The following is a 25,735-nucleotide window of genomic DNA, read 5'->3' on the forward strand; positions in this document are numbered from 1 at the left end:
CCACCCCCCGGAGACCGTGACTACCACCGCCGCTTCCTCCTCGTCCTCCCATCACCTCTCGCCCGCGTTCCCCGGCCGCGCCCCCTGGGGTACCGCCAGCAAGCTGCGTGCCTGGCAGCAGGGTGCGATGGAGAAGTACATCCAGGAGCAGCCGCGTGACTTCCTCGCGGTCGCCACCCCCGGCGCCGGCAAGACGACCTTCGCGCTGACGCTGGCGTCCTGGCTGCTGCACCACCACGTCGTGCAGCAGGTCACCGTGGTCGCGCCCACCGAGCATCTGAAGAAGCAGTGGGCGGAGGCCGCGGCGCGGATAGGGATCAAGCTCGACCCCGAGTACAGCGCCGGCCCGCTCAGCAAGGAGTACCACGGGGTCGCCGTCACGTACGCGGGTGTCGGCGTGCGGCCCATGCTGCACCGCAACCGCGTCGAGCAGCGCAAGACCCTCGTCATCCTCGACGAGATCCATCACGCCGGTGACAGCAAGTCGTGGGGTGAGGCCTGTCTCGAGGCCTTCGAGCCCGCGACCCGTCGGCTCGCGCTCACCGGTACGCCCTTCCGGTCCGACACCAACCCCATTCCCTTCGTGACGTACGAGGAGGGGAACGACGGGATCCGGCGGTCGGCCGCCGACTACACCTACGGGTACGGCAGCGCGCTCGCCGACCACGTCGTGCGGCCCGTCATCTTCCTCTCCTACAGCGGCAACATGCGCTGGCGGACCAAGGCCGGCGACGAGATCGAGGCCCGGCTCGGCGAGCCCATGACCAAGGACGCGATCAGCCAGGCCTGGCGTACCGCGCTCGACCCGCGCGGCGAGTGGATGCCTGCCGTGCTGCGCGCCGCCGACCAGCGGCTGACCGAGGTCAGGAAGGCCATCCCGGACGCGGGCGCCCTCGTCATCGCCTCCGACCAGGACTCGGCGCGCGCCTACGCCAAGCTCATCCGGGACATCACCGGCAACAAGGCGACCCTCGTCCTGTCCGACGACGCCGGCGCCTCCGACCGGATCGACGAGTTCAGCAACAACACCGACCGCTGGATGGTCGCGGTGCGGATGGTGTCCGAGGGCGTCGACGTGCCGAGGCTCGCGGTCGGGGTGTACGCGACCACCATCTCGACGCCGCTCTTCTTCGCGCAGGCCGTCGGGCGTTTCGTACGGTCCCGCAGGCGTGGCGAGACCGCGTCCGTGTTCCTGCCGACCGTGCCCGACCTGCTGTCCTTCGCCAACGAGATGGAGCGCGAGCGCGACCACGTCCTCGACAAGCCGAAGAAGGACGGCGAGGAGGACCCGTACGCCGAGGAGGAGAAGCTCCTCCAGGAGGCCGAGAAGCAGCAGGACGAGGACACCGGCGAGCAGGACATGCTGCCCTTCGAGGCCCTCGAGTCGGACGCGGTCTTCGACCGGGTCATGTACAACGGCGCCGAGTTCGGCATGCAGGCCCACCCGGGAAGTGAAGAGGAGCAGGACTACCTGGGGATTCCCGGGCTGTTGGAGCCCGAGCAGGTGCAGCTGCTGCTGCAGAAGCGGCAGGCCCGGCAGATCGCGCACAGCCGCAAGAAGCCCGACACCGAGGCCGACCTGCTCGAACTGCCCGCCGAGCGGCGGCCGGTGGTCTCGCACAAGGAGCTGATGGAACTGCGCCGGCAGCTCAACACCATGGTCGGCGCGTACGTCCACCAGAGCGGCAAGCCGCACGGCGTCATCCACACCGAACTGCGCCGGGTCTGCGGCGGCCCGCCGAGCGCGGAGGCCACGGCCGGGCAACTGCGGCAGCGGATCGCCAAGGTGCAGGAGTGGGCCACCCGGATGCGGTGACCGGCCCACCCCGGTGAGGCGTGCGCGCTGTGTGCCGGGGTGGTGCACGCCCTGCGATGTGCGCCTGTACGTATCTGGGCAAACCGAAACAGCCCACGTCGGCCACTGCCCGGATTCTGGACGGAGCCTTCCGCTCAGCGAACTCCCTTCGCTACTGTCCCGCTACGCACACGCCCCGTGGCAGCGCCGCCGCGGAGCGCAGCCGTGAAGCGACTGGGTCCGGACCACCGGCCGGGCCGTCAGCCGATCGGCAGCCTCTGAAGCGCGTCGTTGACGGGACTCGGCGACGCATACGCCGCGAGGGGGCTGCCGACCTCACCACCAAAGGAGTGGGCGTCGTGACCGCGGAGACCTCTCAGACGCTCGACCGGGGACTGCGCGTCCTCAAACTGCTGGCCGACACCGACCACGGGCTGACCGTGACCGAACTGTCCACCAAGCTGGGTGTGAACCGGACCGTGGTGTACCGGCTGCTGGCCACGCTGGAGCAGCATGCGCTCGTACGACGTGACCTGGGCGGACGTGCCCGGGTCGGGCTGGGTGTGCTGGGGCTCGGGCGCCAGGTGCACCCGCTGGTACGGGAGGCCGCGCTGCCGGCGCTGCGGTCGCTGGCCGAGGACATCGGCGCGACCGCGCATCTGACGCTGGTGGACGGGGCCGAGGCGCTCGCCGTCGCCGTCGTCGAGCCGACGTGGACGGACTATCACGTGGCCTACCGGGCGGGCTTCCGGCATCCGCTGGAACGTGGCGCCGCCGGCAAGGCGATCCTCTCGGCCCGGCAGCGGCCGGCCGGTGACCCCGGATACACCCTGACGCAGGGGGAGTTGGAGGCGGGGGCCTGTGGGGCCGCCGCGCCGTTGGTCGGGGTCACCGGGGTCGAGGGCAGCGTCGGGGTCGTGATGCTGGCGGACGCGGTGCCGGAGCGGGTCGGCCCACGGGTCGTGGACGCGGCACGCGAGGTCGCGGAGGCGCTGCGCTGACGGGTGTGATCCGAACCGGGGGCGGTTCGAACACGCCGCCGCGTTAGATTGACCTCGTGCTCTCTCGTCTCACACGCTCCCAGGCTCTCGCCGTCTGCGCTCTGCCCGTCGTGGGCCTGATCGCCACGGCGGTGTTCGCGCCGCTGCCGTTCTCGGTGGCGCAGCCCGGGATGACGGCGAACGTCCTCGGCGAGAACCGGGGCACGCCGGTGATCACGATCTCCGGCGCCCCCACCCGGGACACGAGCGGGCAGCTGCGGATGACGACGATCGAGGCGACCAACCCGGACGCGCACATCTCGCTCGGCGATGTGATCGACGCCTGGTGGCGTACCGACCAGGCCGTCATGCCGCGCGACGCGGTCTATCCGAGCGGTGACAGCGTCAAGGAGATCGAGCGGCACAACGAGGCCCAGATGCGGGAGTCCCAGGACGAGGCGACCCAGGCCGCGCTGTCCTACCTGGACCGGGGCGACGAGAAGATCAAGGTCGACCTCGAACTCGCCGACGTCGGCGGCCCCAGCGCCGGCTTGCTGTTCTCCCTGGGCATCGTCGACAAACTCGACGGCGACGGCAGCGGCGGCGACCTCACGGGCGGCCGCACCATCGCCGGTACGGGCACGATCGACGCCGACGGCACCGTCGGCGCGGTGGGAGGCGTGGCCCTGAAGACGCAGGCCGCGCGGCGGGACGGGGCGACGGTGTTCCTGGTGCCGCGGGCCGAGTGCTCCGACGCGAAGTCTGAACTGCCGAAGGGGCTGCGGCTGATTCCGGTGACCACGCTGAAGGGGGCGGTGGAGTCCCTGGTGAACCTGGAGAAGGGGACCGGCTCGGTGCCGAGTTGCTAGGGACTGTCCGGCCGAGCACGGCTCACCCCTCCTTGACGAACCCCTCCTCCACCAACCAGTCCAGCGCCACCTGGTGCGGATCCTCCCCGTCGACGTCCACCTTCGCGTTGAGTGTCTGTGCCACGGAGTTGTTCAGCTTCTTCGTGATGGGGTCGAGGATCTGTGTGATCGCCGGCCACTCCTTCAGCGTCTTGGTGTTGATCACGGGCGCCGCGTTGTAGTTGGGGAAGAACTTCTGGTCGTCCTCCATCACCACCAGGTTCATGGACTTGATGCGTCCGTCGGTGGTGAACACCTCCCCGAAGGTGCAACTCCCCTTCGCCGCCTGGGTGTAGATGATCCCGGTGTCCATCTGGGTGATGCGGGCCGGCGGGATGTTCATGCCGTACGCCTTCTGCATCCCCGGCAGCCCGTCCGCCCGGTTGGCGAACTCGCCCTCCACACACAGCGTCACGGCCGAGGGATTCGATCTGGACAGGGCGGCCACGTCGGAGAGGGTCCTCGTGCCGTACTTCTTGAAGTTGGCCTGGTTCATCGCCAGGGCGTAGGTGTTGTTGAGGGACGCCGGCGGCAGCCACGTCAGGCCGTTCCTCAGGTCCGCGTCGTGCACCGCCTGCCACTGCTGCCGGGGGTCGGTGATGGGCTCGCTGTTGCCCATGTACGTGATCCAGGCGGTGCCGGTGTACTCGTAGACGCCGTCCGCGTCACCGCTCTTGACCGCCTCGCGGGAGCCCACGGAGCCCTGGATGCCGGTGCGGTCCAGGACGTTCGCGCCGGCCGCCTCGAAGGCGATGCCCATGATCGCACCGAGGATGAGCTGCTCGGTGAACTCCTTCGACGTCACGGTCAGATCGGCGCCCCTGAGCGGCTCGCCCCGTCCGATCGAGCCCGGCTGCACGTCGTCCACCATCGGCGAACCGCTCGTCAGGCCACAGCCGGAGACGGCCACCAGCAGCCCCGTCGGCAGCAGACACCCGCGCCTCATCTCCCCACCTCCAACCCCTGCGGCCGCAACAGCAGTTCCGCCAGCGAGGCCATCCAGTCCACCAGCAGGGCCAGGGAGACGGTGAGGATCGAGCCCAGCACCAGCACCGGCATCCGCTGGCTGGTGATGCCGGTGGTGATCAGCACGCCCAGTCCGCCGCCTCCGCCGAAGGTCGCCAGGGTCGCCGTACCGACGTTCAGGACCAGCGCCGTACGGACGCCGGCCAGGATCAGCGGGACCGCCAGGGGGAGTTCGACCTTCCTCAGCACCCCCGTCGGGGACATGCCGATGCCCCGCGCGGCCTCCAGCAGGCTCGGGTCGGTGGCCTTCAGTCCGGCGATGGTGTTCGACAGCACCGGCAGCACGGCGTAGATGATGATGCCGATCAGGGCCGCTGTGCGGCCGATGCCCAGCCAGATCACCAGCAGGGCGAGCAGGCCGATCGCCGGGGTCGCCTGGCCCGTGTTGGCGATCGCCATGGCCGCCGGGGTTGCCCTGCGGAAGGCCTTGCGGGTGAGCAGGATGCCCAGCGGGATCGCGATGATCAGCACGAAGAACGTGGAGATCACGGTCAGTTGGATGTGCTGCCACAGCGCCTTCGACACCCGGCCGCCGGACAGCGCGTTCTCGGAGATCGTGTCCAGGTCGGCCTGCGCGAACCACAGCCAGGTCGCGAGCAGCAGCGCCACCAGGAACGCGGGCAGCACGGTCAGCTTCTGCCAGCTGATCCGGGGGCCCGTCGGACTCGGCGGGGGAGGCGGCTCCTGTTCGTCCGGGAGCTCGCCCTCCTCCAGGTAGGGGTGGCCCTCGACGTCGTGTTCGCCCGCCGGCCGGTTCCGGTCCGAAGAGGTGGTCACGCCTTCGCCTCCCCTCCGTTGCCCTCCTGCTCGGCATGCGTCTGGGCGGCCCTCGCCTCCTCCAGGTCGTGCCGGTGCGCCATGGCCTCCAGCCGGTCGGCCTCCAGCAGCTCGTGCACGGAGTTGATGAGCGTCTCCATGTCGACGACGCCGGTGTACTCGCCGCGCCGCCCGGTCACCGCCACCCGCCCGGCGCTGTCCGTGAGCACCGCCTCCAGCGCGTCTCGCAGCGTGGCGTCCCGGGTCACCGTGTCGTACACGAGCGTGCCCGCGCGCGCCAGCGAGCCCTTGGCCCGCATCAGGTCGCCACGCCTGAGCCACTTGTACGGGCGGCCCCGCTTGTCCAGCAGAAGGATCTCGTTGGTGCCGCTGGAGCGGAGCAGGTTGAAGATGGACTGGAGCGGGTCGTCGACGGTCACCGTCGGGTAGTCGGTGATCTCCACATCCCGTACGCGGGTCAGGTTCAGCCGTTTCAGCGCCGCCCCGGCGCCGACGAAGCCGGAGACGAAGTCGTCCGCCGGGTTGGTGAGGATCGCCTCCGGGGTGTCGAACTGCGCGATGTGCGAACGCTCGCGCAGCACCGCGATCCGGTCGCCGAGTTTGATCGCCTCGTCGAAGTCGTGCGTGACGAACACGATCGTCTTGTGCAACTCGCGCTGGAGCCGGATCAGCTCGTCCTGGAGGTGGTCCCGGGTGATCGGGTCCACCGCGCCGAACGGCTCGTCCATCAGCAGCACCGGCGGATCGGCGGCCAGCGCCCGGGCCACGCCCACCCGCTGCTGCTGGCCGCCGGACAGCTGGCGGGGATAGCGGCCGTGGAACTCGCGCGGGTCGAGCCCGACCAGGTCGAGCATCTCCTCGACCCGCTCCCGGATCCGCGTCTTGGACCAGCCGATCATCTTCGGGACGAGCGCGATGTTCTGCGCCACCGTCATGTGCGGGAACAGGCCGGACGCCTGGATCGCGTACCCCACATGGCGGCGCAGCTTGACCGGATCCATGCGGGTCACGTCTTCCTCGTTGATCCGGATACGACCGCTGCTCGGCTCGATCAACCTGTTGATCATCTTGAGAGTGGTTGATTTTCCGCATCCGGACGGACCGACGAGGATGACGGTCTCGCCCGCATTGATGTGCATGGTGACGTTGTCCACAGCGGGGGCCGGGTTGCCCGGGTAGCGCTTGCTGAGGTTCTCCAGCTCGATCGCGGCCCCCCTGGTGGACGTCTCAGGCACGGATCCCCCTGGGGATGGTCAGCCGTCCGATGAGGACGTACACGGCGTCGAACAGCAGGGCCAGGATGATGATCGCGAGCGTGCCGGCGAGTACCTGGTTGAGTGCGTTCTTGCTGCCCAGGGACGCGAGGCCGCGGAAGATCAGATTGCCGAGGCCGGGGCCGGAGGCGTACGCCGCGATGGCTGCGATGCCCATCAGCATCTGCGTCGAGACCCGGATGCCGGTCAGGATCGGCGGCCAGGCGAGCGGCAGTTCGATCCGCACCAGGCGCATCGGCCGGGCCATCCCGATGCCCGTGGCCGCGTCCACCAGCGTGGGGTCCACGCCGCGCAGCCCCACGATCGCGTTCCGCACGATCGGCAGGAGCCCGTACAACGTCAGTGCGATCACCGTCGGCGGTACGCCGAGCCCCACGACCGGGATCAGCAGGCCGATCATCGCCAGCGACGGAATGGTCAGGATGGTGGAGGTGGCCAGGGTGGCGAGGTTGCCCGCCCACTCCGACCGGTAGGTGACGACGCCGATCAGCACGCCCAGCAGAGTCGCCACGACCATGCACTGGAAGACGGCGCTGGCGTGTTGGTAGGCGTCGGTGAGCAGCTGCTGGTGACGGCTGCCGAGGTACTCCCAGAAGTTCACCCGCCATCACTCCACAGCCTTGCTCACTCCCACCGGTCGCGGTGGCTCACTCCTGAAGCGCCGCCTGCTCCACCAGCGGGATGATCCGCAGCGGAACGGGGTTCTCCATCACGATCGCCGTGGCGGCCCGGACGATGCCATCAAAACCGACGACCCGGTCGATCACACGTTGAAGGTCGGCGTTGGAGCGGGCCACCAGCCGGCACAGCATGTCGCCGCTGCCGGTGGTGGTGTGCAGCTCCAGTACCTCCGGTACGGTCGCCAAATGGGCCCGTACGTCCGGCCCTTGGCCCTGCCGGATCTGCAGGGTGGCGAAGGCGGTGACCGGGTAGCCGAGGGCCGCCGGGTCCACCTGCGGGCCGAATCCGCGGATGACGCCATTCGACTGAAGCCGGTCCAGCCGCGCCTGCACCGTGCCGCGCGCGACGCCGAGCCGCCGCGACATCTCCAGCACGCCGATCCGCGGCTCACGGGCCAGCAGCACGATGATGCGGCCGTCCAGATGATCGATCGCCACAGCGGGCCTCCCAGCTGGTCATCCTGTACACAACGCCCGCCGATACGGGCATCTCACTGGTCACATTGCCCAGCAAGGACGCAAACTATTGCGCACCTTGCGGGGCCGGAGAGACGCTGCGGCTATGACGCAGACCACACACCACACTCCCGACACCGCACGGCAGGCCGACCCCTTCCCGGTCAAGGGAATGGACGCGGTCGTGTTCGCCGTGGGCAACGCCAAACAGGCGGCGCACTACTACTCCACCGCCTTCGGCATGCGCCTGGTCGCCTACTCCGGACCGGAGAACGGCAGCCGCGAGACCGCGAGCTACGTACTCGAGAACGGCTCCGCCCGCTTCGTGTTCACCTCGGTGATCAAGCCCGCCACCACCTGGGGCCACTTCCTCGCCGAGCACGTGGCCGAGCACGGCGACGGCGTCATCGACCTCGCCATCGAGGTGCCCGACGCACGCGCCGCGTACGCCTACGCCGTCGAGCACGGGGCCCGGTCGGTCGCCGAGCCGTACGAGCTGAAGGACGAGCACGGCACGGTGGTCCTCGCCGCGATCGCCACGTACGGCCAGACCCGCCACACCCTGGTCGAGCGCTCCGGCTACGACGGCCCCTATCTCCCCGGCTTCGCCGCCGCCGCGCCCATCGTCGAACCGCCCGCCTGGGGGCACCTCCCGGCCGAAGGCTGGGGGAGCACCTTCCAGGCCATCGACCACTGCGTCGGCAACGTCGAGCTCGGCCGGATGAACGAGTGGGTCGGCTTCTACAACAAGGTCATGGGCTTCACGAACATGAAGGAGTTCGTGGGCGACGACATCGCGACCGAGTACAGCGCGCTGATGTCCAAGGTGGTGGCCGACGGCACACTCAAGGTCAAGTTCCCGATCAACGAGCCCGCCATCGCCAAGAAGAAGTCCCAGATCGACGAGTACCTGGAGTTCTACGGCGGCGCGGGCGTCCAGCACATCGCGCTCAACACCAACGACATCGTCCAGACGGTACGGACGATGCGGGCGGCCGGCGTGCAGTTCCTGGACACGCCCGACTCGTACTACGACACCCTGGGGGAGTGGGTCGGCGAGACCCGCGTCCCCGTCGACACCCTGCGCGAGCTGAAGATCCTCGCGGACCGTGACGAGGACGGCTACCTGCTCCAGATCTTCACCAAGCCGGTCCAGGACCGCCCGACCGTCTTCTTCGAGATCATCGAACGCCATGGCTCGATGGGCTTCGGCAAGGGCAACTTCAAGGCGCTGTTCGAGGCGATCGAGCGGGAGCAGGCAAGGCGCGGCAACCTCTGAGCGCTCCCGACGAGGGCAGCGGCGGAGTCCGGTACCGCCGGACTCCGCTCACCCCCGCCCCTACGCGCCGTCCGGCTCGCCCAACTCCCCCAGCGCCGCCTCGGCCACGGGCACGTGCAACGGCGAGAAGTACGGGTTGATCCGCAGCGCCTCCCGCAGATGCCGCCGCGCGGGCCCGTCCAGCCCCAGCTCCCTCTCGATCATCCCCCGGTGGTACGAGTACAGCGCACTGCGCACCTCACCCCCGTGCTCCCTGTTCGTCGCCCGCTCCGCGAACCACAGCGCCTCCTCGTGCTCGCCCGCCCGGTGCAGCGCCCACCCCAGCGCGTCGGCCACCGCGAGCCCGGGCTGGCGCCGCCACTCGGCCCGCAGCCGCTCCACCGCCGCCTCGGGATCACCGTGGTCCGCCTCGAACCGCCCGAGCACCAGCTCCTCGTCGACCCCGCCCTCGGCGGCGCTGAGCACCTGCGACCGCAGCCGCTCGAACTGCACCCCCGCCGCCTCCTGCAGCCCCAGCGACTCGTACAGCTCGCCCAGCTCCAGGGCGTAACTCGGCGACGGCTGCTTGTCGAGCGCCACCCGGTACGCGCTCAGCGCCTGAGCCGTCCGCCCCAGCGCCGCCAGCACCCGCCCCTGCCCGGCCTGCGCGGCCCGCTGGTCGGGATCGAGCCGCACCGCCTCCTCGAAGTACCGCAGCGCCGCCTTGAGGTCCCCGCGTTCCCAGGCGAGCTGCCCGGCCCGCTCCAGCCACGCCGCCCGCTCGGCCGGAGACCCGGCGGCCGCCGCCGCGTCGGACAGGGTCGCCGCCGCGTCCTCGCGCCAGCCGCGGTCCCAGTACACGCCGGCCGCCCGGGCCATGACCGCCGGACCGGAGTGCAGTTCCTGGAGCCGTTCGAGGGTCCGCCGGCTCGCCTTGTAGTCGCCGAGGCCCGTATAGGCGTCGATCAGCTGCGGATACGTCGTCCATCTCTTGGGGTCCGCCTTCAGCGCGTCCTGCGCCCACTTCCGCGCGGTCCGGAAGTCACGGCGGGCGTTGGCCAGCGCCGCCATGCCGTTCAGCGCGTCGACGTTGCCGCGCGGCCGCACCTTCAGGGACATCCGCAGCGCCTGCTCGGCCTTCGGGTAGTTCATGGCGTCGGCGGTCCGCCGCCCCTGCTGGACGTACGCCGCGCCCAGCACCGCCCACGACCGGGCGTCCGTGGGCCGCGCCCGCAGCCGGGCCTCGCGGTCGCCGATCAGCGCCTCCAGGTCGTCCAGTGCGGCCGGCACCCCGTTCGTGACCGCGGTCATCGCCGGTACGGCCGGACGCGGCGCGGGCCGCGGCGGGCGGTCCGGCCGCTCGGGCCGCAGCACCAGCACCCCGACGACGAAGAGGCACCCCACGAGCGAGCCGATGACGACGCCCGCGAGGAGCCGGGAACGGCGCCGCGGGCCACGCCGTCCCGCCCGTTTCCGACCCTTGTCCCGCTCCTGGTTCTTCCGGGTCTCCTCGGTCTCCATGACGGTGTTCATGCCGCACACTGTGCGCCAGTACGACGACCGGTTCCCGGCACGCCCAGGGTGCCGTCGACGGGGTTCACACCGATGGCCCCGGGTGACACGCTGTGATCATGAGCCGTATCCAAGCCCCTTCCGACGAAGTGCAGGGCAACCTCACGGACCGGCTGCTGGCGGGCCTGCCGGCCGAGGCCGTCCTGACCGACCCCGACGTCACCGCCTCCTACGCCAACGACATGGCGAGCTTCTGCCCGGCCGGCGCCCCGGCCGTGGTCGTGCTGCCGCGCACCGTCGAACAGGTCCAGCACGTCATGCGCACCGCCACCGAGCTGCGCGTCCCGGTCGTCCCGCAGGGCGCCCGCACCGGACTGTCCGGCGGGGCCAACGCCTCCGACGGCTGCATCGTGCTGTCCCTGACGAAGATGGACCGGATCATCGAGATCAACCCGGTCGACCGCATCGCCGTCGTCGAACCCGGCGTCATCAACGCCGCCCTGTCCCGCGCGGTGGGCGAGCACGGCCTGTACTACCCTCCCGATCCCTCCAGTTGGGAGATGTGCACCATCGGCGGCAACATCGGCACCGCCTCGGGCGGCCTGTGTTGCGTGAAGTACGGGGTGACCGCCGAATACGTCCTCGGACTCGACGTCGTCCTGGCCGACGGACGGTTGATGTCCACCGGCCGCCGCACCGCGAAGGGCGTCGCCGGCTACGACCTCACGCGCCTGTTCGTGGGCTCCGAGGGCTCCCTCGGCATCGTCGTACGGGCGATCCTGGCGCTGAAGCCGCAGCCGCTCCAGCAGCTGGTGCTGGCCGCCGAGTTCGCCTCCGGAGCCGCCGCCTGCGACGCCGTCTGCCGGATCATGGCCGGCGGGCACGTGCCGTCCCTTCTCGAACTGATGGACCGTACGACGGTCAAGGCCGTCAACGACATGGCGCACATGGGCCTGCCGGAGACCACCGAGGCCCTCCTCCTCGCCGCCTTCGACACCCCCGACCCGGCCGCCGACCTCGCTGCCGTCGGCGCGCTGTGCGAGGCCGCCGGCGCCACCGAGGTCGTCCCGGCCGACGACGCGGCCGAGTCCGAACTGCTCCTCAAGGCACGGCGGTTGTCGCTCACCGCGCTCGAGGCGGTCAAGGGCACCACGATGATCGACGACGTGTGCGTGCCCCGGTCCAGGCTCGGCGAGATGCTCGACGGCGTCGAGCGCATCGCCGAGAAGTACCAGCTCACCATCGGCGTCGTCGCCCACGCGGGCGACGGCAACACCCACCCGACGGTCTGCTTCGACGCACAGAACCCCGACGAGTCCCGGCGCGCCCGCGAGTCCTTCGACGAGATCATGGCCCTCGGCCTGGAACTCGGCGGCACGATCACCGGCGAACACGGCGTGGGCGTCCTGAAGAAGGAGTGGCTGGCGCGCGAGATCGGCCCCGTGGGCATGGAGATGCAGCGCGCGGTCAAACAGGTCTTCGACCCGCTGGGCATCCTCAACCCGGGGAAACTGTTCTGAAGCGTGCGCTTCACCGGGCGAGCAGCTCGGCCAGACCGTCGTCGAGGTCGAGCTGCGCGCCCTCACTCCCCGGGGGCACCACCCGCAGCGTGCGCTCCAGCCAGGCCGACACCTGCGCAGCCGGGGCCTCGAGCAGGGCGTCCCCGTCGGGTGAACTCAGCGCCATCAGAACGACACTGCGCCCGTTCGCCTTCGACGGCCATACCCGCACGTCCCCGCGTCCGCACAGCCGGAACACCCCCTCCACGAGGAGTTCACGGCCGAACGTCCAGTTGACGGGCTGGTCGGAGTCGATGTGGAAGGTGATGTGGACGGCGTACGGGTCGTCGGAGCGGTAGCCGATCCGGGCCGCGACCGGGACGCTCCGCTCGGGCGACAGGACGAGCCGCATCTCCAGCTCCCGCTCTACCACGGTGTGCATGGCTGTCTTTCCTCTCTGTACGGGTCCGTACGAGTGGAGAGCGGGGGAGACCCGGAGCATTACGCGGATTCTGCGAAGAAGTTGTTTCGCGGGAGGTAGCACAAGCGTGCTCGAAAGGGGCGGGTCCGGCGGGACGGGCAGTGCCGGTCCGGCGGGTCTGATAGATGTGGAGGCCCCCATAACACCCCCGAGCAGATACGGGACGACGGACATGAGCGCCCCAACCCCGGCACCCGGCGACGACAGGCCCCGCGAGGGCTATTACCCGGACCCTTCCATTCCCGGATATGTCCGGTACTGGAACGGTGCCGCCTGGGTACCGGGCACCAGCCGTCCGGCCCCGGCCGACGGTGAACCGCTCGCGCCGCCGCCCGGCGCGCGCCCCGCGCAGCCCGCCGTCGAGGAGACCGGGCCGCACTTCTTCGACGAGGACCCCGAACCGCAGGCCCAGCCCGGCCCCGCCGACGCCCAGCACGGCAGCCGCCCCGAGCCGGCCTCCGCGTGGGGCGCCGACCGCTCCCGGCAGTCCGGCTTCGGCGGCGACCAGGACCGCCGCGTCTCCTGGGGTGCACCGCAGGGCGCCGACCCGCGCGTACCCGCCGACGCCCCGACGTCGCCCGACGGCCAGTCCGCCCGCACGGACGGCACGGCGACGATCCCGCCGGCCGCGTCCGACGCGGACGCGGCCTCCGGCAACACGTTCGTCTTCCGCCGCCCGACCGCCAACTCCCAGGGCCCGGGCGCCGGTACGGACGGTGCCGCCGAGGACGAGGGCACCATGACCTTCCGCGCCGTCACCCGCGGCAGGGATCAGCAGGACGGGACCCGGGGGGCGCAGCCCGGGAGCCCGGGCATGCCGGGACCGCGAGCGTCGGGCGCGGCGGGGTCCGGGGCGGAGGCGGCCGGCCTCGCGGGTTCCGGTCCGGGTGTGTCCGGCCTGGCGGGTTCCGGTCCGGGTGTGTCCGGCCTGGCGGGTTCCGGTCCGGGTGTGTCCGACCAGGCGGGTTCCGGTCCGGGTGTGTCCGGTCCGGCGGGTTCCGGTCCGGGTGAGTCCGACCAGGCGGGCTCCACCCCGGCGGCATCAATCCCAGGCCCCTCCGGCCCCGGCGCCCCCACCCCGGCGTCCTCCTCCGGCTCGGGCGGCCCCGGTTTCGGTGCCGGCAAGGCGGCCGCGGCGCGCGCTGCCGCGGTGCAGGCCGGGCAGGCGCAGGTGGCGCCGGCAGCGCAGGCCGGCGTTCAGGAGGCGCCAGCCACCCCGCAGTCCACCACCCCCTCGTCCGCGCCCCCCGGTGTGCCCCAGCAGGCCGCCGCTCCGGGCACCGCCACCCCGGTGACCAGCGGCCCCGGTGGCGGCCAGTCCTCCTGGGCGCAGCAGGTCCACCATCTCGCCGGCACCTCGGGGGCCGACGAGCAGCCGGTCGCACCGTGGAAGCCGCCGGTCGAGGATCCGTTCCAGGCGGCGGCGCGGCGGCAGGCGGCGGCGCGGCCCGCGGCGCTCGGCAAGCGGCTGGCCGCCCGGCTGATCGACACCGTGGTCATCGGCGCCGTCACCGCCGTCGCCGCCGTACCGCTCGGCGCACAGGCCCTCGACCACATCCAGGGCAAGATCGACGAGGCCAAGCTCTCCGGCCGGACGGTCACGGTCTGGCTGCTCGACGGCACGACGTCCACCTACCTGGGCATCATCCTCGCCGTCCTGCTCGTCTTCGGCGTCCTCTACGAGGCGCTGCCGACCGCCAAGTGGGGCCGCACGCTGGGCAAGCGGCTGCTCGGCCTGGAGGTGCGGGACATCGAGGCCCACGAGGCTCCGTCCTTCGGCGCGGCCCTGCGCCGCTGGCTGGTCTACAGCGTCCCCGGACTGCTCTGCGTCGGTCTCATCGGTGTCCTGTGGTGCCTGTTCGACAAGCCGTGGCGCCAGTGCTGGCACGACAAGGCCGCACACACGTTCGTGGCGGGCTGAACCGCCCGGGTGACCAGGTAATTCCGTACCGTTCCTAGTAGGGCTTTGTTAGGTACCCCGATTGATCATCGTCAGGTAGATTGTGATGTTCTGTCAGGTGTGACACCTGAGGAGATGGAGACGGTCCGCCCGCGCCTGGAGGCGTTCGCGGCGGAGATGCTCGGTTCGCTGGCGCGTCGGGACCAGCGGGCCAAGGGCGAGCTGTATCTGCGCGGGCTGATGCTGGACGGCAAGCGCAAGTCCATGCAGCCGATGGCCGAGCGCCTGGGCGTGGACCACCAGCAGCTGCAGCAGTTCGTCTCATCGTCCACCTGGGACTACTCCAAGGTCCGTGAGCGGCTGGCCCGTTGGGCTGCCGCGCACATTTCTCCCGAGGCGTACGCGATCGATGATGTCGGCTTCCCCAAGGACGGCTACGACTCACCGGGGGTGGCGCGGATGTACTGCGGCGCCCTGGGTAAGCGCGGCAACTGCCAGGTCGGCGTCAGTGTGAACCTGGTCAGTGACCGTGCGTCATCGGCTGTCGACTGGCGCCTGTTCCTGCCCGAGAGCTGGGACGACACCAAGTACGGCGAGGACGCGCTGATGGCCGAGGCGATCCGGCGCCGCCGCGCCAAGGCGGGAATCCCGGACACCGAGCGGCACCGGGAGAAGTGGCGCCTGGCGCTGGACATGCTCGACGAGGTGCGCGACAACTGGGAGTTGCCCGACCTTCCGGTCGCCGCCGACGCCGGATACGGCGACGCCACCGGCTTTCGCGAGGGCCTGACCGAGCGCGGCCTGACCTACGCGGTCGCGGTCAAAGCCACCACGACCGCGCACCCCGGCAATGCCACACCCCAACGCCCGCCGTACTCCGGGCAGGGCCGCCCTCCCGTGTCCGCCTACCCCCAACCGCACACCACCCTGCGCGCCCTGGCCCTGGCCGTCGGCCGAGCGGCCACCCGCACCGTCACCTGGCGCCAGGGCAGCAAGGCCACCAGACGCAACCCGAACGCCGAGATGCGCTCGCAGTTCCTGGCCCTGCGGGTCCGACCGGCCAACCGCACCATCCGCCGCGCCGCCGACGGCTCCCTGCCCGACTGCTGGCTGCTCGTCGAGTGGCCACCCGACTCCGCCGAGCCAACCGACTACTGGCTCTCGACGCTTCCCGCCGACACCCCACTGCGCGAACTGGTACGAATCGCCAAGATCCGATGGCGAGTTGAGCACGACTACCGCGAGCTCAAGGACGGTCTGGGCCTGGACCACTTCGAGGGCCGCAACTACCTCGGCTGGCACCGCCACGTCACCCTCGCGTCCCTCGCCCAGGCCTTCTGCACCATGCTCAGGCTCGACCCAAAAGCCCCTGCGCCGGCCTGACCCTCTACGCGGTCCTCCGCGAACTCCAGGCCCTCCTGGCCACCTGGACCGGCGCCTGCTCGATATGCGGCCAACCCGCACCAGCACCCGAACCCCACCACAGGACCTAACAAAGCCCTACTAGAGGCTGAGCGGGAGTGGGTCCTGGTGCCAGGACTCATGCTCAGCCGAACGCCCCGAACGGTGTTGGGCGTTCTGGTTCCCCGCGTTCGCTCCGCACCTGGCGCGCACGGATCGTGTCCGTGGTCCGGGGATGCGGGGGCGGGGTTCCTCACGCCCCAGGGCCTCCGGTCGGGCCTGGACGGTCCGATGCCCCGCACGATCGCTCCGGTCGTGTGGGGGCGGTGCCGTCCTCCCCCAGTGTCTTAAGGGCCTGGGAGGTACCCCCAGCCGGATCGGGTGTCCCTGGGCGCGCCTGCCGATCGCCACGGCGGCCGCGTCGTGGCGGGTGGTGGTGCGGTTCTTGCTGGTGAGGGGCTGCTGCCAGTGCTGGGCGCCCCACTTCGAGGTGTACGCGGGATCGACCGCGATGATCGCGATGCCGGCGGCGTCGGCCATCGAGGACAGCCGGGCACGCAGCCTGCCGGTGGGCATGCCGGAGATGAGCTGCCGGAACCGCTTCTTGCGGCCGTGCTTCTCGCGGGTCTTCTCCGCGGTGAAGTCCAGGTCCTCGATGGCGATCGCGGCCACGCCGCAGGTGCGGGCCCAGTGCAGCAGCCGGGTCAGGGCGTGCCGGACCTGGGCGTCGCGGTGGCCGGCAGTGCCAGACAGGTCGTAGGAGAACCGCCGGGGGCTGCCGATCGGGTTGCCGTGTGCGTCGAGGCGCCAGGCGGCCAGGTGGTCGGCGTTGGTGTCCACCGCGACCACCCCGTGGGCGAGGGCCGCGTCCAGGGGGATCGTCTTGGTCGGCGGGATCTGCCAGGCGGCGGTCACGTACCAGCGGTTCCGGCCGGTGTCGTAGTGGATGCGGTAGGCCACGGCGCGGTTGGCTTCGACGCGGTCGGCCCACTCGGTGCCCCGGTGCGGGAAGCGGACCGTGCCGGTGAGGACGTACCGGCCGTGCGGGGCGTTCGCCAGGTCCGTCAGCGGGGCGGGCAGCTTGATGCTCAGCCGGCCCTCGGGGGTGATGCGCAGCGTCTCGTTGCCGTAGCGCTTGCCGGACTCGCCGTCCGCCTGCAGGAACCAGCGCTCGGCCTCCCACCGCCGACGCCATGCGGCCTCGGTCAGCTGCGCGGCCTCCAGATGGTGGCGGGTGCGGGCCAGGCGCTTGCCGCCGCGCGCCACGTGCACGGTCCCGGCCTGGTGGTCGGCCCGCTCGCGTTCCAGGCGGTCCTGGAGCACGTGGAGACGGCGGGACTTGGCGAACCACTCCCGCCGGGAGCGGTAGCCGCCCGGCGCGCTCTTCGATCCCTTCTGCCCGACCGGCTGCGCCAGCCGGTGCTCGATCGTGGCAATCCCGGCCTCCAGAGTGCGGATGTGAGCCGACTGGCAGCGGCGGGCGAGCGCCCACTGGTCGTGCGACGCCTTGGTGATCGCCCCGGCCCAGCGCGCCGACGAGAGCGGGGTCAGCTCACGCTTACGCGTTGCCCACCGGTCGGTGGAGTGCTCCAGACCGTCCGCGCACCGCGCCTTGAGGTCCCGCGAGGCGAGCGAACCCAGATGCGCGCCGACCAGCGCAAGAACCGTCTCGTCCTGCGCGGTGAGGTGCTTGATCCGGGTACGGATCGCCACCCCGGACGGGCCGGACGCAACGAACGGCTCGGCGACCTTGCGCAGCCCGCTCATCCCTCACCCCCGGCCCGGCTCCGCCCCGACGATCTCCTCCCCCACCCAACGAAGCCCGACCGCAGAGGTCACGCATTCGGCATCAGGATGTCTGTTCGCATCCCGAGGCGCTCTGGCGGACAGGGCGTTATGCCAAAGACCGCTTGCACTCACTCCCGCTCACCAGAACACGCTTGAGCACACTTCAGCGACAGCAGTTCCACACCCCCCGGACGGCCGCTCGCCGGATGCGCGGCCGGAGGGTTCGGGGTCCACTCGGGCCATGAGCACCGAACCGCCCCCCGGATCCGGCGGACAGCCGCCGGAGGACGATCCGTTCAAGAAGCAGCCCCCGCCCGGTGAGGGGGCCGGCTCACCGTACGACTCGCCCCCGGGCGGCCAGGAACCCCCGCCGTACGGTGGTGACCAGCCACCTCCCTACGGCGGTGGCCAGCCACCCCCGTACGGCGGCGGCCCCTACGGCGGCGCCCCCGAGGATCCGCTCGCCGGCATGCCCCCGCTCGCCGACAGCGGCAAGCGCACGCTCGCCCGCATCATCGACATGATCCTCGTCGGCGTCGTCGTCTGGCTGCTCGCCTGGGGTTTCAACGTCGACGAGTACGGCGTGGGCGCCGGCGAGGTCGACACCGGCAGCTCCCTCGCGCAGTCCGCCATCGCCGCCGTGCTCTTCATGGCGTACGACACCTTCATGATCAGCAAGTGGGGGCAGACGCTGGGCAAGAAGTGGCTCGGCATGCGGGTGGCCAACCTCGACAACGGCGCCACGCCCTCGGTGCAGACCGCGCTGATCCGCTCCGCGGTGCTCTGGATTCCGTTCGCGTTCTGCTGTGCCTGCATCTGGACGGTGATCTGCGGCGGCTGGAGCTTCTTCGACAAGCCCTACAAGCAGGGCCTGCACGACAAGGCGGCCAAGACGGTGGTGGTCAGCGCGACGTGACGCCGGACGTCGGCTCCCGTACCGGCTCGGGTGCCGCCGGGACCGGAGCCGCCACGCGGGAGGCCGGGGCGGAGCGCCGAACGACGGTCGGTGTGCGCTTCGGCATGGGTACCGTCAGGGCGACCAGCAGCCCGAGGACGAGCGCCGCTACGGCGATGACCGCGATCCCCGCACCCGAACTCGTCTGTGACAGCAGCAGCATGGCGAGCGTCGAGGCGATGACGGTCAACGAACCGTAGGCGAGCTGTGCGGCAGTCGGACGAGGCATGGCAATCGAGTCCTAGAAAGTGGGGGTGGTCTCCCCCCGTGCCTCTAGGGCCTGTCCGGCGGATCATGCCGCGGACGCGGGGTCTGGCACGCCCATCTGCGGCGTTGTCGTCGGTTGCCGACGCTCCGCGTCGACGCCCTCCTCCGCCTTGCAGCTGGACGCACCAGACCCCGCTCACCTGCGCTGATCAGTCACCGTTGCTTCTCCGCGACCTGATCCGCCGGACAGGCCCTAGCTTGGGGGAGGGTGCGGACAGAATCTATTCGCGTGCATGCCCGAGTGGAACGAACCGTAAGCGTGAGATGACCAACAGTGCCGATGCATAAGGGGCGCACTGATTCATGCAGTCCGGCAAGTGGACGGTCCTGCGCGCCCGTTGAGCGAAGCACACTGTTCGGTAAGCGAAACGTCGTCTCCGCATAATGCAGTTGTCCTGCTCAAGTCAAGGTCTGTCTTTTCTCCTCAACCTCTAGTCAAATGTCGTCACTTGACTACACGCGTTGATCACGCGCGCGCGGAGCGCTCCGCAACCGGGCCCTCTCCTTCCGCGCGCCCGGACGCGGGGGAGGATCTCAAGTGACCAGCAGACCCTGGACGTTCAGAGCGACCGCGACCGCGGTCGCATTCGCGGCGGCGACCGCCATGTTCTCCACCTACGCGGTGGCGCAGGGCGATCCCGCCGACTCCGCCGCCGTAGAGCGGAGGGACCCGGCGACGCCCGAGGCGCACGACGAGCACGAGCACGACCTCGACGGCCCGCTCACCAAGACCGTCGAAGCCCAGCGCGAAGAGGCCCTGAACCAGGTCATATCCGGCCAGGCGAAGGTCAAGGAGCGCGAAGGCTCCAAAGTCGTCGAGCTCAAGAGCCGCAAGGGCGACAGCAAGTACGTGGAACTCGGCCGGGAGAAGACCGACAAGGTCTTCACCGTTCTGGTCGAGTTCGGCGACCAGATCGACAGCCGCTACGGCGGCACGCCCGGCCCGCTGCACAACCAGATCGCCGAGCCGGACCGCACCCAGGACAACAGCACGGCCTGGCAGGCGGACTACAACCAGGAGCACTTCCAGGACCTGTACTTCGGCGAGGGCACCGCCTCGATGAAGACCTACTACGAGAAGCAGTCCTCGGGCCGCTACTCCATCGAGGGCGAGGTCACGGACTGGGTCAAGGTCCCCTACAACGAGGCCCGTTACGGCTCCAACAAGTGCGACCCCGACAACTGTGCCTGGTACGCGGTGCAGGACGGCGTCAACGCGTGGGTCGACCAGCAGAAGGCAGCTGGTAAGACCGACGCGGAGATCAAGGCCAAGCTCGCCGAGTACGACCAGTGGGACCGCTACGACTTCGACGGCGACGGCGACTTCAACGAACGCGACGGCTACATCGACCACTTCCAGATCGTGCACGCCGGCGAGGACGAGTCCGCGGGCGGCGGCGCGCAGGGCGAGGACGCGATCTGGGCCCACCGCTGGTACGCGTTCGGCACCGACGCCGGCGCCACCGGCCCCGACGGCAACAGGCTCGGCGGCACGCAGATCGGCGACAGCGGCATCTGGGTCGGCGACTACACCATCCAGCCGGAGAACGGCGGACTCGGCGTCTTCGCCCACGAGTACGGCCACGACCTCGGTCTGCCGGACCACTACGACACCAACGGCGGCGAGAACTCCACCGGCTTCTGGACCCTGATGTCCTCCGGCTCCTGGCTCGGCACCGGCAAGGACACCATCGGCGACCTGCCCGGCGACATGACCGCCTGGGACAAGCTCCAGCTGGGCTGGCTCGACTACGACGTCGCCAAGGCGGCCACGAAGTCGACGCACAAGCTGGGCGTCGCCGAGTACAACACCAAGAACAAGCAGGCCCTGGTGGTCGAGCTGCCCGACAAGGCGGTCACCACCGAGGTCGTCACCCCCGCCGAGGGCGCCACCCAGTGGTGGAGCGGCAGCGGCGACAACCTCCGCAACACGCTGGCCCGTTCCGTCGACCTCACCGGCAAGTCGTCGGCCGCCCTCACCCTGGACGGCTGGTACGACATCGAGGCCGACTACGACTACCTCTACACCGAGGTCTCCACCGACGGCGGCGCCACCTGGACGCCGGTCGACGGCACGGTCGACGGTCAGCCGATCCCGCGCGACGGCAGCGACAAGCCGGCCCTGACCGGCACGGCCGACGGCTACAAGAAGCTGTCGTACTCCCTGGACGCCTACGCAGGGCAGAAGATCGACCTGCGCTTCCGCTACGCCACCGACGGCGGTGTGGCGCAGCTGGGCTTCGCGGCCGACCGGATCTCCGTCACCGCCGACGGCACCGCGCTGTTCACGGACAACGCCGAGAGCGCGGACGCGGCTTGGACGGCGAGCGGGTTCTCCCGCATCGGCGCGTCGTTCACCAAGGAGTACCCGCAGTACTACATCGCCGAGAACCGCCAGTACGTGTCGTACGACAAGACCCTGAAGGCCGGCCCGTACAACTTCGGCTTCGCCACCACCCGTCCGTCCTGGGTCGAGCACTTCCCGTACCAGAACGGCCTGTTGATCTGGAAGTGGGACACCTCCCAGACGGACAACAACACCAGCAAGCACCCGGGCGTCGGCCTGCTCCTGCCCGTCGACTCCCACCCGACCGCGCTGAAGTGGTCCGACGGCACGCTGATGCGCAACCGCATCCAGTCCTATGACTCGCCGTTCAGCCTGTACCGCACGGACGGCATCACGCTGCACAAGGCGGACGTCGCGACGCGGATCCCGTCGTCGAAGGGCGTGCCGGTCTTCAACGACCACACCAGCACCTACTACGACGAGAGCAACAAGCCCGGCGGCGTCAAGATCACTGACACCAACACCAAGATCAGGATCGTCAAGGAGGCCAAGAACGGCTCGACGATCTTGCTCGAAGTCGGTCCCGCGGTGAAGTAACCAGCATTTCCGCAGGTCAGAAGCGTATCGGCGGCAACCCCTGGCGGGTTGCCGCCGATCGTGTTTAGGTGCGTCCTGATGGCTCTCTTATTGACACCTGATCGAACGGGGATGTGACGGCATGGCCGCAGGAGGTTTCTGCAAGCTGCCGAACGGCACGGTGGTCGTGGCGCTGAACCTGCCCAGCCCCGCCGCCGACGACCCGGCCGGAGTGCGCGTCCTGGTGCACGCCCAGAACCGGGCCCGCGCCCTCACCCGGCTGCGCAACCTCGGCCTGCGCGCGGTCTACCTGCGCGGCAACACGGCCCCGCCGACGCCGGACGAGATCACCGCGGTCCTGCACCACCCCGACGGCCTGATATGGCGCACGGCCCCCGACAGGGGAGTCGGCCCCATGGAGCTGTGGCACCCGATCAGGGCCCTGCTCAGACAGCCGACGGCACAGGCGTAGGGCCTGTCCGCCGGACAGGCCCTAAGGCCCGCCCCTACTGAACGACCGGCTTCCCCGACAGCTCCACGCCCGCCTCCCGCAGCTCCTCCAGCGCCCGCTCGGTGCTCTCCTGGGCCACCCCGGCGGTGAGGTCCAGCAGCACATGCGTACGGAAACCCTCCCGTACGGCGTCCAGGGCGGTGGCCCGTACGCAGTGGTCGGTGGCGATGCCGACCACGTCCACCTCGTCGATCGACCGGGCCTTCAGCCAGTCGGCCAGGGACACGCCGTTCTCGTCGACCCCCTCGAACCCGCTGTACGCCGCCGAGTACGCCCCCTTGTCGAACACGGCGTCGATCGAGCCGGACGTGACGGCCGGGGCGAAGTTCGGATGGAAGCCGACCCCCTCCGTGCCCGCGACGCAGTGCGCGGGCCAGGAGTGGACGAAGTCGGGGTTGTCCGCGAAGTGGCCCCCGGGGGCGATGTGGTGGTCGCGGGTCGCCACGACATGGCGGTACCCGGCGGGGGCCTGCCCGATCAGCTCGGTGATCGCGGCGGCCACATCGGCACCTCCGGCCACCGGGAGGCTGCCCCCTTCGCAGAAATCGTTCTGCACGTCTACGACGATCAAGGCGCGGCGCATGGTCGGTGTCCTTCGGCTATGGGGCGGCTATGGGGTCTCTTCGGTCACGGTGCCGAGAGGTGCGGGCCCGGCCGGTGATGAACCTGAACCTCCGAGCCTAGAGACTTCGGGGACGGTGCGGGAGGGGGCACCACGGGGCGCGCACCCCTGCTCCCTGCCTAACCGGCGGAACCCTCGTGGACGTACTCCGTCGGAATGACGGGTTCCCCCTGCGACAGCTGCGTAGCCGAGAGCGGCAGAGCGGCGAGGGCGGCGATGTGCCGGTCGCGCGGGGCGTCGAGCGGCTCGCGGGCGACCACCTTGCCGGCCTTGACCAGCTCGACCAGGAGCTGCCGGTCGACGAGCCCGTCCGGTACCGGCCCGGTACCGACCACCTCCGCCTCCGCGACGCCCTGCTCGTCCCGCCGGCGCGCGGCCCACTTGCGGCCGCCGATGGAGGTCTTGCCGCCGGTGGCCTTCTTCGCCACCGGCACCAGTGGCGCCTTCGGGTCGGCGGACTCGGTGCGGGCGACCAGCTTGTACACCATGGAGCAGGTGGGGTGCCCGGAGCCGGTGACCAGCCGCGTACCGACGCCGTACGCGTCCACGGGCGCCGCGGCGAGCGACGCGATGGCGTACTCATCGAGATCCGAGGTCACGATGATCTTCGTGTTCGTGGCCCCCAGCTCGTCCAGCTGCTGCCGCACCCGGTGCGCGACCAGCAGCAGGTCGCCGGAGTCGATCCGGACGGCGCCCAGCTCGGGACCGGCGATCTCCACGGCCGTACGGACCGCCTCGGCGACGTCGTAGGTGTCCACCAGCAGGGTGGTCCCGCGGCCCATGGTGTTGACCTGGGCCTGGAAGGCGTCCCGCTCGCGGTCGTGCAGCAGGGTGAACGCGTGCGCGGACGTGCCGACCGTGGGGATGCCGTAGCGGAAGCCGGCCGCCAGGTCGGAGGTGGAGGCGAAACCGCCGACGTACGCGGCACGCGCGGCGGCGACGGCGGCCAGCTCGTGGGTACGACGGGCGCCCATCTCGATCAGCGGGCGCTCCCCTGCCGCCGACGCCATGCGCGAGGCGGCCGCGGCTATCGCGGAGTCGTGGTTGAGGACGGAGAGGATCACCGTCTCCAGCAGCACGCACTCGGCGAACGACCCCTCGACCCGCATGACCGGCGAGCCCGGGAAGTACACCTCGCCCTCGGGGTAGCCCCATATGTCGCCGCTGAAACGGTAGTTCGCGAGCCAGTCCAGGGTCTCCTCGCCGACGATCCCGCGCTCGCGCAGGAAACCGAGGACGCCCGCGTCGAAGCGGAAGTTCTCGACGGCATCCAGGACACGGCCGGTGCCCGCCACCACGCCGTAGCGGCGCCCTTCCGGCAGCCGCCGGGTGAAGACCTCGAAGACGCTGCGCCGCTCGGCGGTGCCCGCCTTCAGAGCGGCCTGGAGCATCGTCAGCTCGTACTGGTCCGTGAAGAGCGCCGTAGACGGAACTTCCACCGGCAGCCCAATGTCCGCTGTGCTCATGGCAACCGATGGTACCCCCATTTCGTCAGTGTGACGATTTAGCGGGCGCATGGCAGCATGGGACATGTGACGTCAGCCGCTCCCATCGAGATCGAACGCACCGAGTCGGCGGAGGAGGTCTCTGCCGTACCAGAGCCCGACGTCCCCTGGGTCACGATCGTCCACAACGACCCGGTCAACCTCATGAGCTATGTGACGTACGTCTTCCAGTCGTACTTCGGCTACTCCAAGGACAAGGCCACCAAGCTCATGCTCGACGTCCACCACAAGGGCCGGGCGGTCGTCTCCAGCGGTACACGCGAGGAGATGGAACGCGACGTGCAGGCCATGCACGGCTACGGTCTGTGGGCCACCCTCCAGCAGGACCGGAAGTAGCGATCGCCGCCATGCCAGGAACCTTCGAACCGCTCCCCGGCGGCGGCGCGGCCGTCGCCCTCGACGACGTCGAGATCTCCATCATCCGGTCGCTGGCCGTCCAGCTCCTGGAACTCATCGGTCCCGGCCCCGGCGAGGACGCCTCCGCCGACCCGCTCGCCGAGCTGTTCGCCGAGGGGCCCAGCGAACCGCCCTCCGACCCGGTGCTCCGGCGACTGTTCCCGGACGCCTACCGCGACCCCGAGGGGACGCCGGGGCCCGAGGCGGCCGAGGAGGAGAAGGCGCACTCCGCCGAGTTCCGCCGCTACACCGAGAACGACCTGCGCGCCGGCAAGCGCGAGAACGCCCTCGCCGTGATCCGCTCACTGGACACGCTGACGTCCGCAGGGGACGGCGGGGCGGTTCTGGAGCTGACGGTGGAGCAGTCCCAGCAGTGGCTCGGCGCCCTCAACGACCTGCGCCTGGCCATCGGTTCCCGGCTGGAGATCACCGACGAGGACGACACCGACCTCCTCTACCGGCTGCCGGACGAGGACCCGCGCAAGCCGATGGTGATGGCGTATCTGTGGCTGGGCGGGCTTCAGGAGACGTTGATCGGCACACTTATGCCGTAAATGTGCGGATCTTGCGTTCGCTCAGTGGACGCTCAAATCCGGATAACAATCCCGTCACCGCGCCTGCTCCGTATGTGCGCTTAAGGTGCGGTCTGTCCACTTCTTCCTGTGTGATGCGCCACAGGGTCGCCAGGTGATCAGAGTTGCGGCCGTGATAAATCTTCACGACCGCCCGGCGAACACCACCCTTAATGTCCGCCGGGTGCGCCACCAGCCGGCGATCGCCGGCCAGGCACGAGCGGCCCGGGGAAAGGTCGCTCAGCTCCATCAATCCGGGGGGATCGAAACCCGATCCGAGGTCGACGAGAGGCCGGGGGTCGGCATGGA

24 protein-coding genes are annotated in these 25,735 nt (G+C 70.4%); 12 read left to right on the plus strand and 12 right to left on the minus strand.

Annotation, left to right across the window (positions count from 1 at the left end; genetic code table 11):
* Nucleotides 1-16 precede the first annotated feature (16 nt).
* The 3 genes from ACKTSN_RS29205 to ACKTSN_RS29215 all read left to right on the plus strand — a co-directional run bounded on the left by ACKTSN_RS29205 (nt 17) and on the right by ACKTSN_RS29215 (nt 3,644).
* A complete protein-coding gene (locus ACKTSN_RS29205) occupies nt 17-1,816 on the plus strand; it encodes a DEAD/DEAH box helicase (protein WP_409471827.1) in 1,800 nt (599 codons plus the stop codon).
* Between the two features lie 338 nt (nt 1,817-2,154).
* Nucleotides 2,155-2,796 carry an IclR family transcriptional regulator gene (locus ACKTSN_RS29210; RefSeq protein WP_409471828.1) on the plus strand — a complete coding sequence of 214 codons (642 nt, stop codon included), beginning with the start codon at nt 2,155-2,157 and terminating at the stop codon, nt 2,794-2,796.
* A 56-nt stretch (nt 2,797-2,852) separates the two neighbouring features.
* Nucleotides 2,853-3,644: a S16 family serine protease gene (locus ACKTSN_RS29215; protein WP_409471829.1), complete on the plus strand. Its 792-nt coding sequence runs from the start codon at nt 2,853-2,855 to the stop codon at nt 3,642-3,644.
* A gap of 22 nt (nt 3,645-3,666) precedes the next feature.
* Here the strand turns inward: ACKTSN_RS29215 and ACKTSN_RS29220 are convergent, their stop codons facing one another.
* Genes ACKTSN_RS29220 through ACKTSN_RS29240 form a run of 5 tightly spaced genes read right to left on the minus strand, consistent with a single transcriptional unit; the run spans nt 3,667 to nt 7,878 of the window.
* Nucleotides 3,667-4,629 carry a glycine betaine ABC transporter substrate-binding protein gene (locus ACKTSN_RS29220; RefSeq protein ID WP_409471830.1) on the minus strand — a complete coding sequence of 321 codons (963 nt, stop codon included), beginning with the start codon at nt 4,627-4,629 and terminating at the stop codon, nt 3,667-3,669.
* On the minus strand, nt 4,626-5,486 hold the full coding sequence (locus ACKTSN_RS29225) for an ABC transporter permease (protein WP_409471831.1): 861 nt from the start codon (nt 5,484-5,486) through the stop codon (nt 4,626-4,628). Before ACKTSN_RS29225 ends, ACKTSN_RS29220 begins: the two co-directional genes overlap by 4 nt.
* The gene (locus ACKTSN_RS29230) at nt 5,483-6,721 is read right to left on the minus strand and encodes a betaine/proline/choline family ABC transporter ATP-binding protein (protein WP_409471832.1); all 1,239 of its coding nucleotides are present in this window, start codon (nt 6,719-6,721) and stop codon (nt 5,483-5,485) included. The genes ACKTSN_RS29225 and ACKTSN_RS29230 overlap by 4 nt, the downstream gene beginning before the upstream one ends.
* Nucleotides 6,714-7,361: an ABC transporter permease gene (locus tag ACKTSN_RS29235; protein WP_409471833.1), complete on the minus strand. Its 648-nt coding sequence runs from the start codon at nt 7,359-7,361 to the stop codon at nt 6,714-6,716. The genes ACKTSN_RS29230 and ACKTSN_RS29235 overlap by 8 nt, the downstream gene beginning before the upstream one ends.
* Before the next feature lie 46 nt (nt 7,362-7,407).
* Complete coding sequence (locus ACKTSN_RS29240) at nt 7,408-7,878, minus strand: Lrp/AsnC family transcriptional regulator (protein ID WP_224733542.1); 471 nt, start codon at nt 7,876-7,878, stop codon at nt 7,408-7,410.
* A 124-nt stretch (nt 7,879-8,002) separates the two neighbouring features.
* Here ACKTSN_RS29240 and hppD point away from each other — a divergent pair, with 124 nt between their 5' ends.
* On the plus strand, nt 8,003-9,175 hold the full coding sequence (hppD, locus tag ACKTSN_RS29245; protein WP_409471834.1) for a 4-hydroxyphenylpyruvate dioxygenase: 1,173 nt from the start codon (nt 8,003-8,005) through the stop codon (nt 9,173-9,175).
* 60 nt (nt 9,176-9,235) lie between these two features.
* Here hppD and ACKTSN_RS29250 read toward each other — a convergent pair whose 3' ends face one another.
* Nucleotides 9,236-10,687: a tetratricopeptide repeat protein gene (locus ACKTSN_RS29250; protein WP_409471835.1), complete on the minus strand. Its 1,452-nt coding sequence runs from the start codon at nt 10,685-10,687 to the stop codon at nt 9,236-9,238.
* A 92-nt stretch (nt 10,688-10,779) separates the two neighbouring features.
* Here ACKTSN_RS29250 and ACKTSN_RS29255 point away from each other — a divergent pair, with 92 nt between their 5' ends.
* A complete protein-coding gene (locus ACKTSN_RS29255; protein ID WP_409471836.1) occupies nt 10,780-12,186 on the plus strand; it encodes an FAD-binding oxidoreductase in 1,407 nt (468 codons plus the stop codon).
* Nucleotides 12,187-12,196: 10 nt separating this feature from the next.
* Here the strand turns inward: ACKTSN_RS29255 and ACKTSN_RS29260 are convergent, their stop codons facing one another.
* A complete protein-coding gene (locus ACKTSN_RS29260) occupies nt 12,197-12,607 on the minus strand; it encodes an SsgA family sporulation/cell division regulator (RefSeq protein WP_409471837.1) in 411 nt (136 codons plus the stop codon).
* A 211-nt stretch (nt 12,608-12,818) separates the two neighbouring features.
* Between ACKTSN_RS29260 and ACKTSN_RS29265 the strand changes: the two genes are divergently transcribed.
* Nucleotides 12,819-14,567 carry an RDD family protein gene (locus ACKTSN_RS29265; RefSeq protein WP_409471838.1) on the plus strand — a complete coding sequence of 583 codons (1,749 nt, stop codon included), beginning with the start codon at nt 12,819-12,821 and terminating at the stop codon, nt 14,565-14,567.
* A 99-nt stretch (nt 14,568-14,666) separates the two neighbouring features.
* A complete protein-coding gene (locus tag ACKTSN_RS29270) occupies nt 14,667-15,929 on the plus strand; it encodes an IS701 family transposase (protein ID WP_409467247.1) in 1,263 nt (420 codons plus the stop codon).
* Nucleotides 15,930-16,049: 120 nt separating this feature from the next.
* Here the strand turns inward: ACKTSN_RS29270 and ACKTSN_RS29275 are convergent, their stop codons facing one another.
* Nucleotides 16,050-17,714, minus strand: a complete 1,665-nt coding sequence (locus tag ACKTSN_RS29275) for an IS200/IS605 family accessory protein TnpB-related protein (RefSeq protein WP_409471839.1) — start codon at nt 17,712-17,714, stop codon at nt 16,050-16,052.
* A gap of 262 nt (nt 17,715-17,976) precedes the next feature.
* Between ACKTSN_RS29275 and ACKTSN_RS29280 the strand changes: the two genes are divergently transcribed.
* Entirely contained in the window at nt 17,977-18,651 is a 675-nt protein-coding gene (locus ACKTSN_RS29280; protein WP_409471840.1) for an RDD family protein, read from the plus strand.
* Here ACKTSN_RS29280 and ACKTSN_RS29285 read toward each other — a convergent pair.
* Nucleotides 18,638-18,919, minus strand: a complete 282-nt coding sequence (locus ACKTSN_RS29285) for a hypothetical protein (RefSeq protein WP_409471841.1) — start codon at nt 18,917-18,919, stop codon at nt 18,638-18,640. The genes ACKTSN_RS29280 and ACKTSN_RS29285 overlap by 14 nt on opposite strands.
* Nucleotides 18,920-19,495: 576 nt before the next feature.
* Here ACKTSN_RS29285 and ACKTSN_RS29290 point away from each other — a divergent pair.
* Together ACKTSN_RS29290 and ACKTSN_RS29295 are read left to right on the plus strand one after the other, a co-directional pair.
* Nucleotides 19,496-21,841, plus strand: a complete 2,346-nt coding sequence (locus ACKTSN_RS29290) for an immune inhibitor A domain-containing protein (RefSeq protein ID WP_409471842.1) — start codon at nt 19,496-19,498, stop codon at nt 21,839-21,841.
* A gap of 121 nt (nt 21,842-21,962) precedes the next feature.
* The gene (locus tag ACKTSN_RS29295; protein ID WP_409471843.1) at nt 21,963-22,292 is read left to right on the plus strand and encodes a hypothetical protein; all 330 of its coding nucleotides are present in this window, start codon (nt 21,963-21,965) and stop codon (nt 22,290-22,292) included.
* A gap of 34 nt (nt 22,293-22,326) precedes the next feature.
* Here ACKTSN_RS29295 and ACKTSN_RS29300 read toward each other — a convergent pair whose 3' ends face one another.
* Nucleotides 22,327-22,914, minus strand: coding sequence for an isochorismatase family protein (locus tag ACKTSN_RS29300; protein ID WP_385512784.1), 588 nt, complete (start codon nt 22,912-22,914; stop codon nt 22,327-22,329).
* A gap of 158 nt (nt 22,915-23,072) precedes the next feature.
* Complete coding sequence (locus tag ACKTSN_RS29305; RefSeq protein ID WP_409471844.1) at nt 23,073-24,419, minus strand: nicotinate phosphoribosyltransferase; 1,347 nt, start codon at nt 24,417-24,419, stop codon at nt 23,073-23,075.
* Between the two features lie 57 nt (nt 24,420-24,476).
* On the opposite strand from ACKTSN_RS29305, the gene clpS reads away from it, so the two are divergent.
* The gene (gene clpS, locus ACKTSN_RS29310; protein ID WP_409471845.1) at nt 24,477-24,794 is read left to right on the plus strand and encodes an ATP-dependent Clp protease adapter ClpS; all 318 of its coding nucleotides are present in this window, start codon (nt 24,477-24,479) and stop codon (nt 24,792-24,794) included.
* Nucleotides 24,795-24,805: 11 nt separating this feature from the next.
* A complete protein-coding gene (locus tag ACKTSN_RS29315) occupies nt 24,806-25,408 on the plus strand; it encodes a DUF2017 domain-containing protein (protein WP_409471846.1) in 603 nt (200 codons plus the stop codon).
* Here ACKTSN_RS29315 and ACKTSN_RS29320 read toward each other — a convergent pair.
* Nucleotides 25,398-25,676, minus strand: coding sequence for a hypothetical protein (locus ACKTSN_RS29320; protein WP_409471847.1), 279 nt, complete (start codon nt 25,674-25,676; stop codon nt 25,398-25,400). The two genes, ACKTSN_RS29315 and ACKTSN_RS29320, sit on opposite strands and share 11 nt — an antisense overlap.
* Nucleotides 25,677-25,735 lie beyond the last annotated feature (59 nt).

The sequence above is a fragment of the Streptomyces flavusporus genome, assembly GCF_046267975.1.
GTDB classification, from domain to species: Bacteria; Actinomycetota; Actinomycetes; order Streptomycetales; family Streptomycetaceae; genus Streptomyces; species Streptomyces flavusporus.

What these genes read in the sequence shown, in the direction of transcription:
- ACKTSN_RS29220 (WP_409471830.1), bottom strand. Translation starts at nt 4,629, where the DNA reads ATGAGGCGCGGGTGTCTGCTGCCGACGGGGCTGCTGGTGGCCGTCTCC.
- hppD (WP_409471834.1), top strand. Translation starts at nt 8,003, where the DNA reads ATGACGCAGACCACACACCACACTCCCGACACCGCACGGCAGGCCGAC.
- ACKTSN_RS29250 (WP_409471835.1), bottom strand. Translation starts at nt 10,687, where the DNA reads ATGAACACCGTCATGGAGACCGAGGAGACCCGGAAGAACCAGGAGCGG.
- ACKTSN_RS29260 (WP_409471837.1), bottom strand. Translation starts at nt 12,607, where the DNA reads ATGCACACCGTGGTAGAGCGGGAGCTGGAGATGCGGCTCGTCCTGTCG.
- ACKTSN_RS29265 (WP_409471838.1), top strand. Translation starts at nt 12,819, where the DNA reads ATGAGCGCCCCAACCCCGGCACCCGGCGACGACAGGCCCCGCGAGGGC.
- ACKTSN_RS29275 (WP_409471839.1), bottom strand. Translation starts at nt 17,714, where the DNA reads ATGAGCGGGCTGCGCAAGGTCGCCGAGCCGTTCGTTGCGTCCGGCCCG.
- ACKTSN_RS29280 (WP_409471840.1), top strand. Translation starts at nt 17,977, where the DNA reads ATGAGCACCGAACCGCCCCCCGGATCCGGCGGACAGCCGCCGGAGGAC.
- ACKTSN_RS29285 (WP_409471841.1), bottom strand. Translation starts at nt 18,919, where the DNA reads ATGCCTCGTCCGACTGCCGCACAGCTCGCCTACGGTTCGTTGACCGTC.
- ACKTSN_RS29295 (WP_409471843.1), top strand. Translation starts at nt 21,963, where the DNA reads ATGGCCGCAGGAGGTTTCTGCAAGCTGCCGAACGGCACGGTGGTCGTG.
- ACKTSN_RS29300 (WP_385512784.1), bottom strand. Translation starts at nt 22,914, where the DNA reads ATGCGCCGCGCCTTGATCGTCGTAGACGTGCAGAACGATTTCTGCGAA.
- ACKTSN_RS29305 (WP_409471844.1), bottom strand. Translation starts at nt 24,419, where the DNA reads ATGAGCACAGCGGACATTGGGCTGCCGGTGGAAGTTCCGTCTACGGCG.
- clpS (WP_409471845.1), top strand. Translation starts at nt 24,477, where the DNA reads ATGGGACATGTGACGTCAGCCGCTCCCATCGAGATCGAACGCACCGAG.
- ACKTSN_RS29315 (WP_409471846.1), top strand. Translation starts at nt 24,806, where the DNA reads ATGCCAGGAACCTTCGAACCGCTCCCCGGCGGCGGCGCGGCCGTCGCC.
- ACKTSN_RS29320 (WP_409471847.1), bottom strand. Translation starts at nt 25,676, where the DNA reads ATGGAGCTGAGCGACCTTTCCCCGGGCCGCTCGTGCCTGGCCGGCGAT.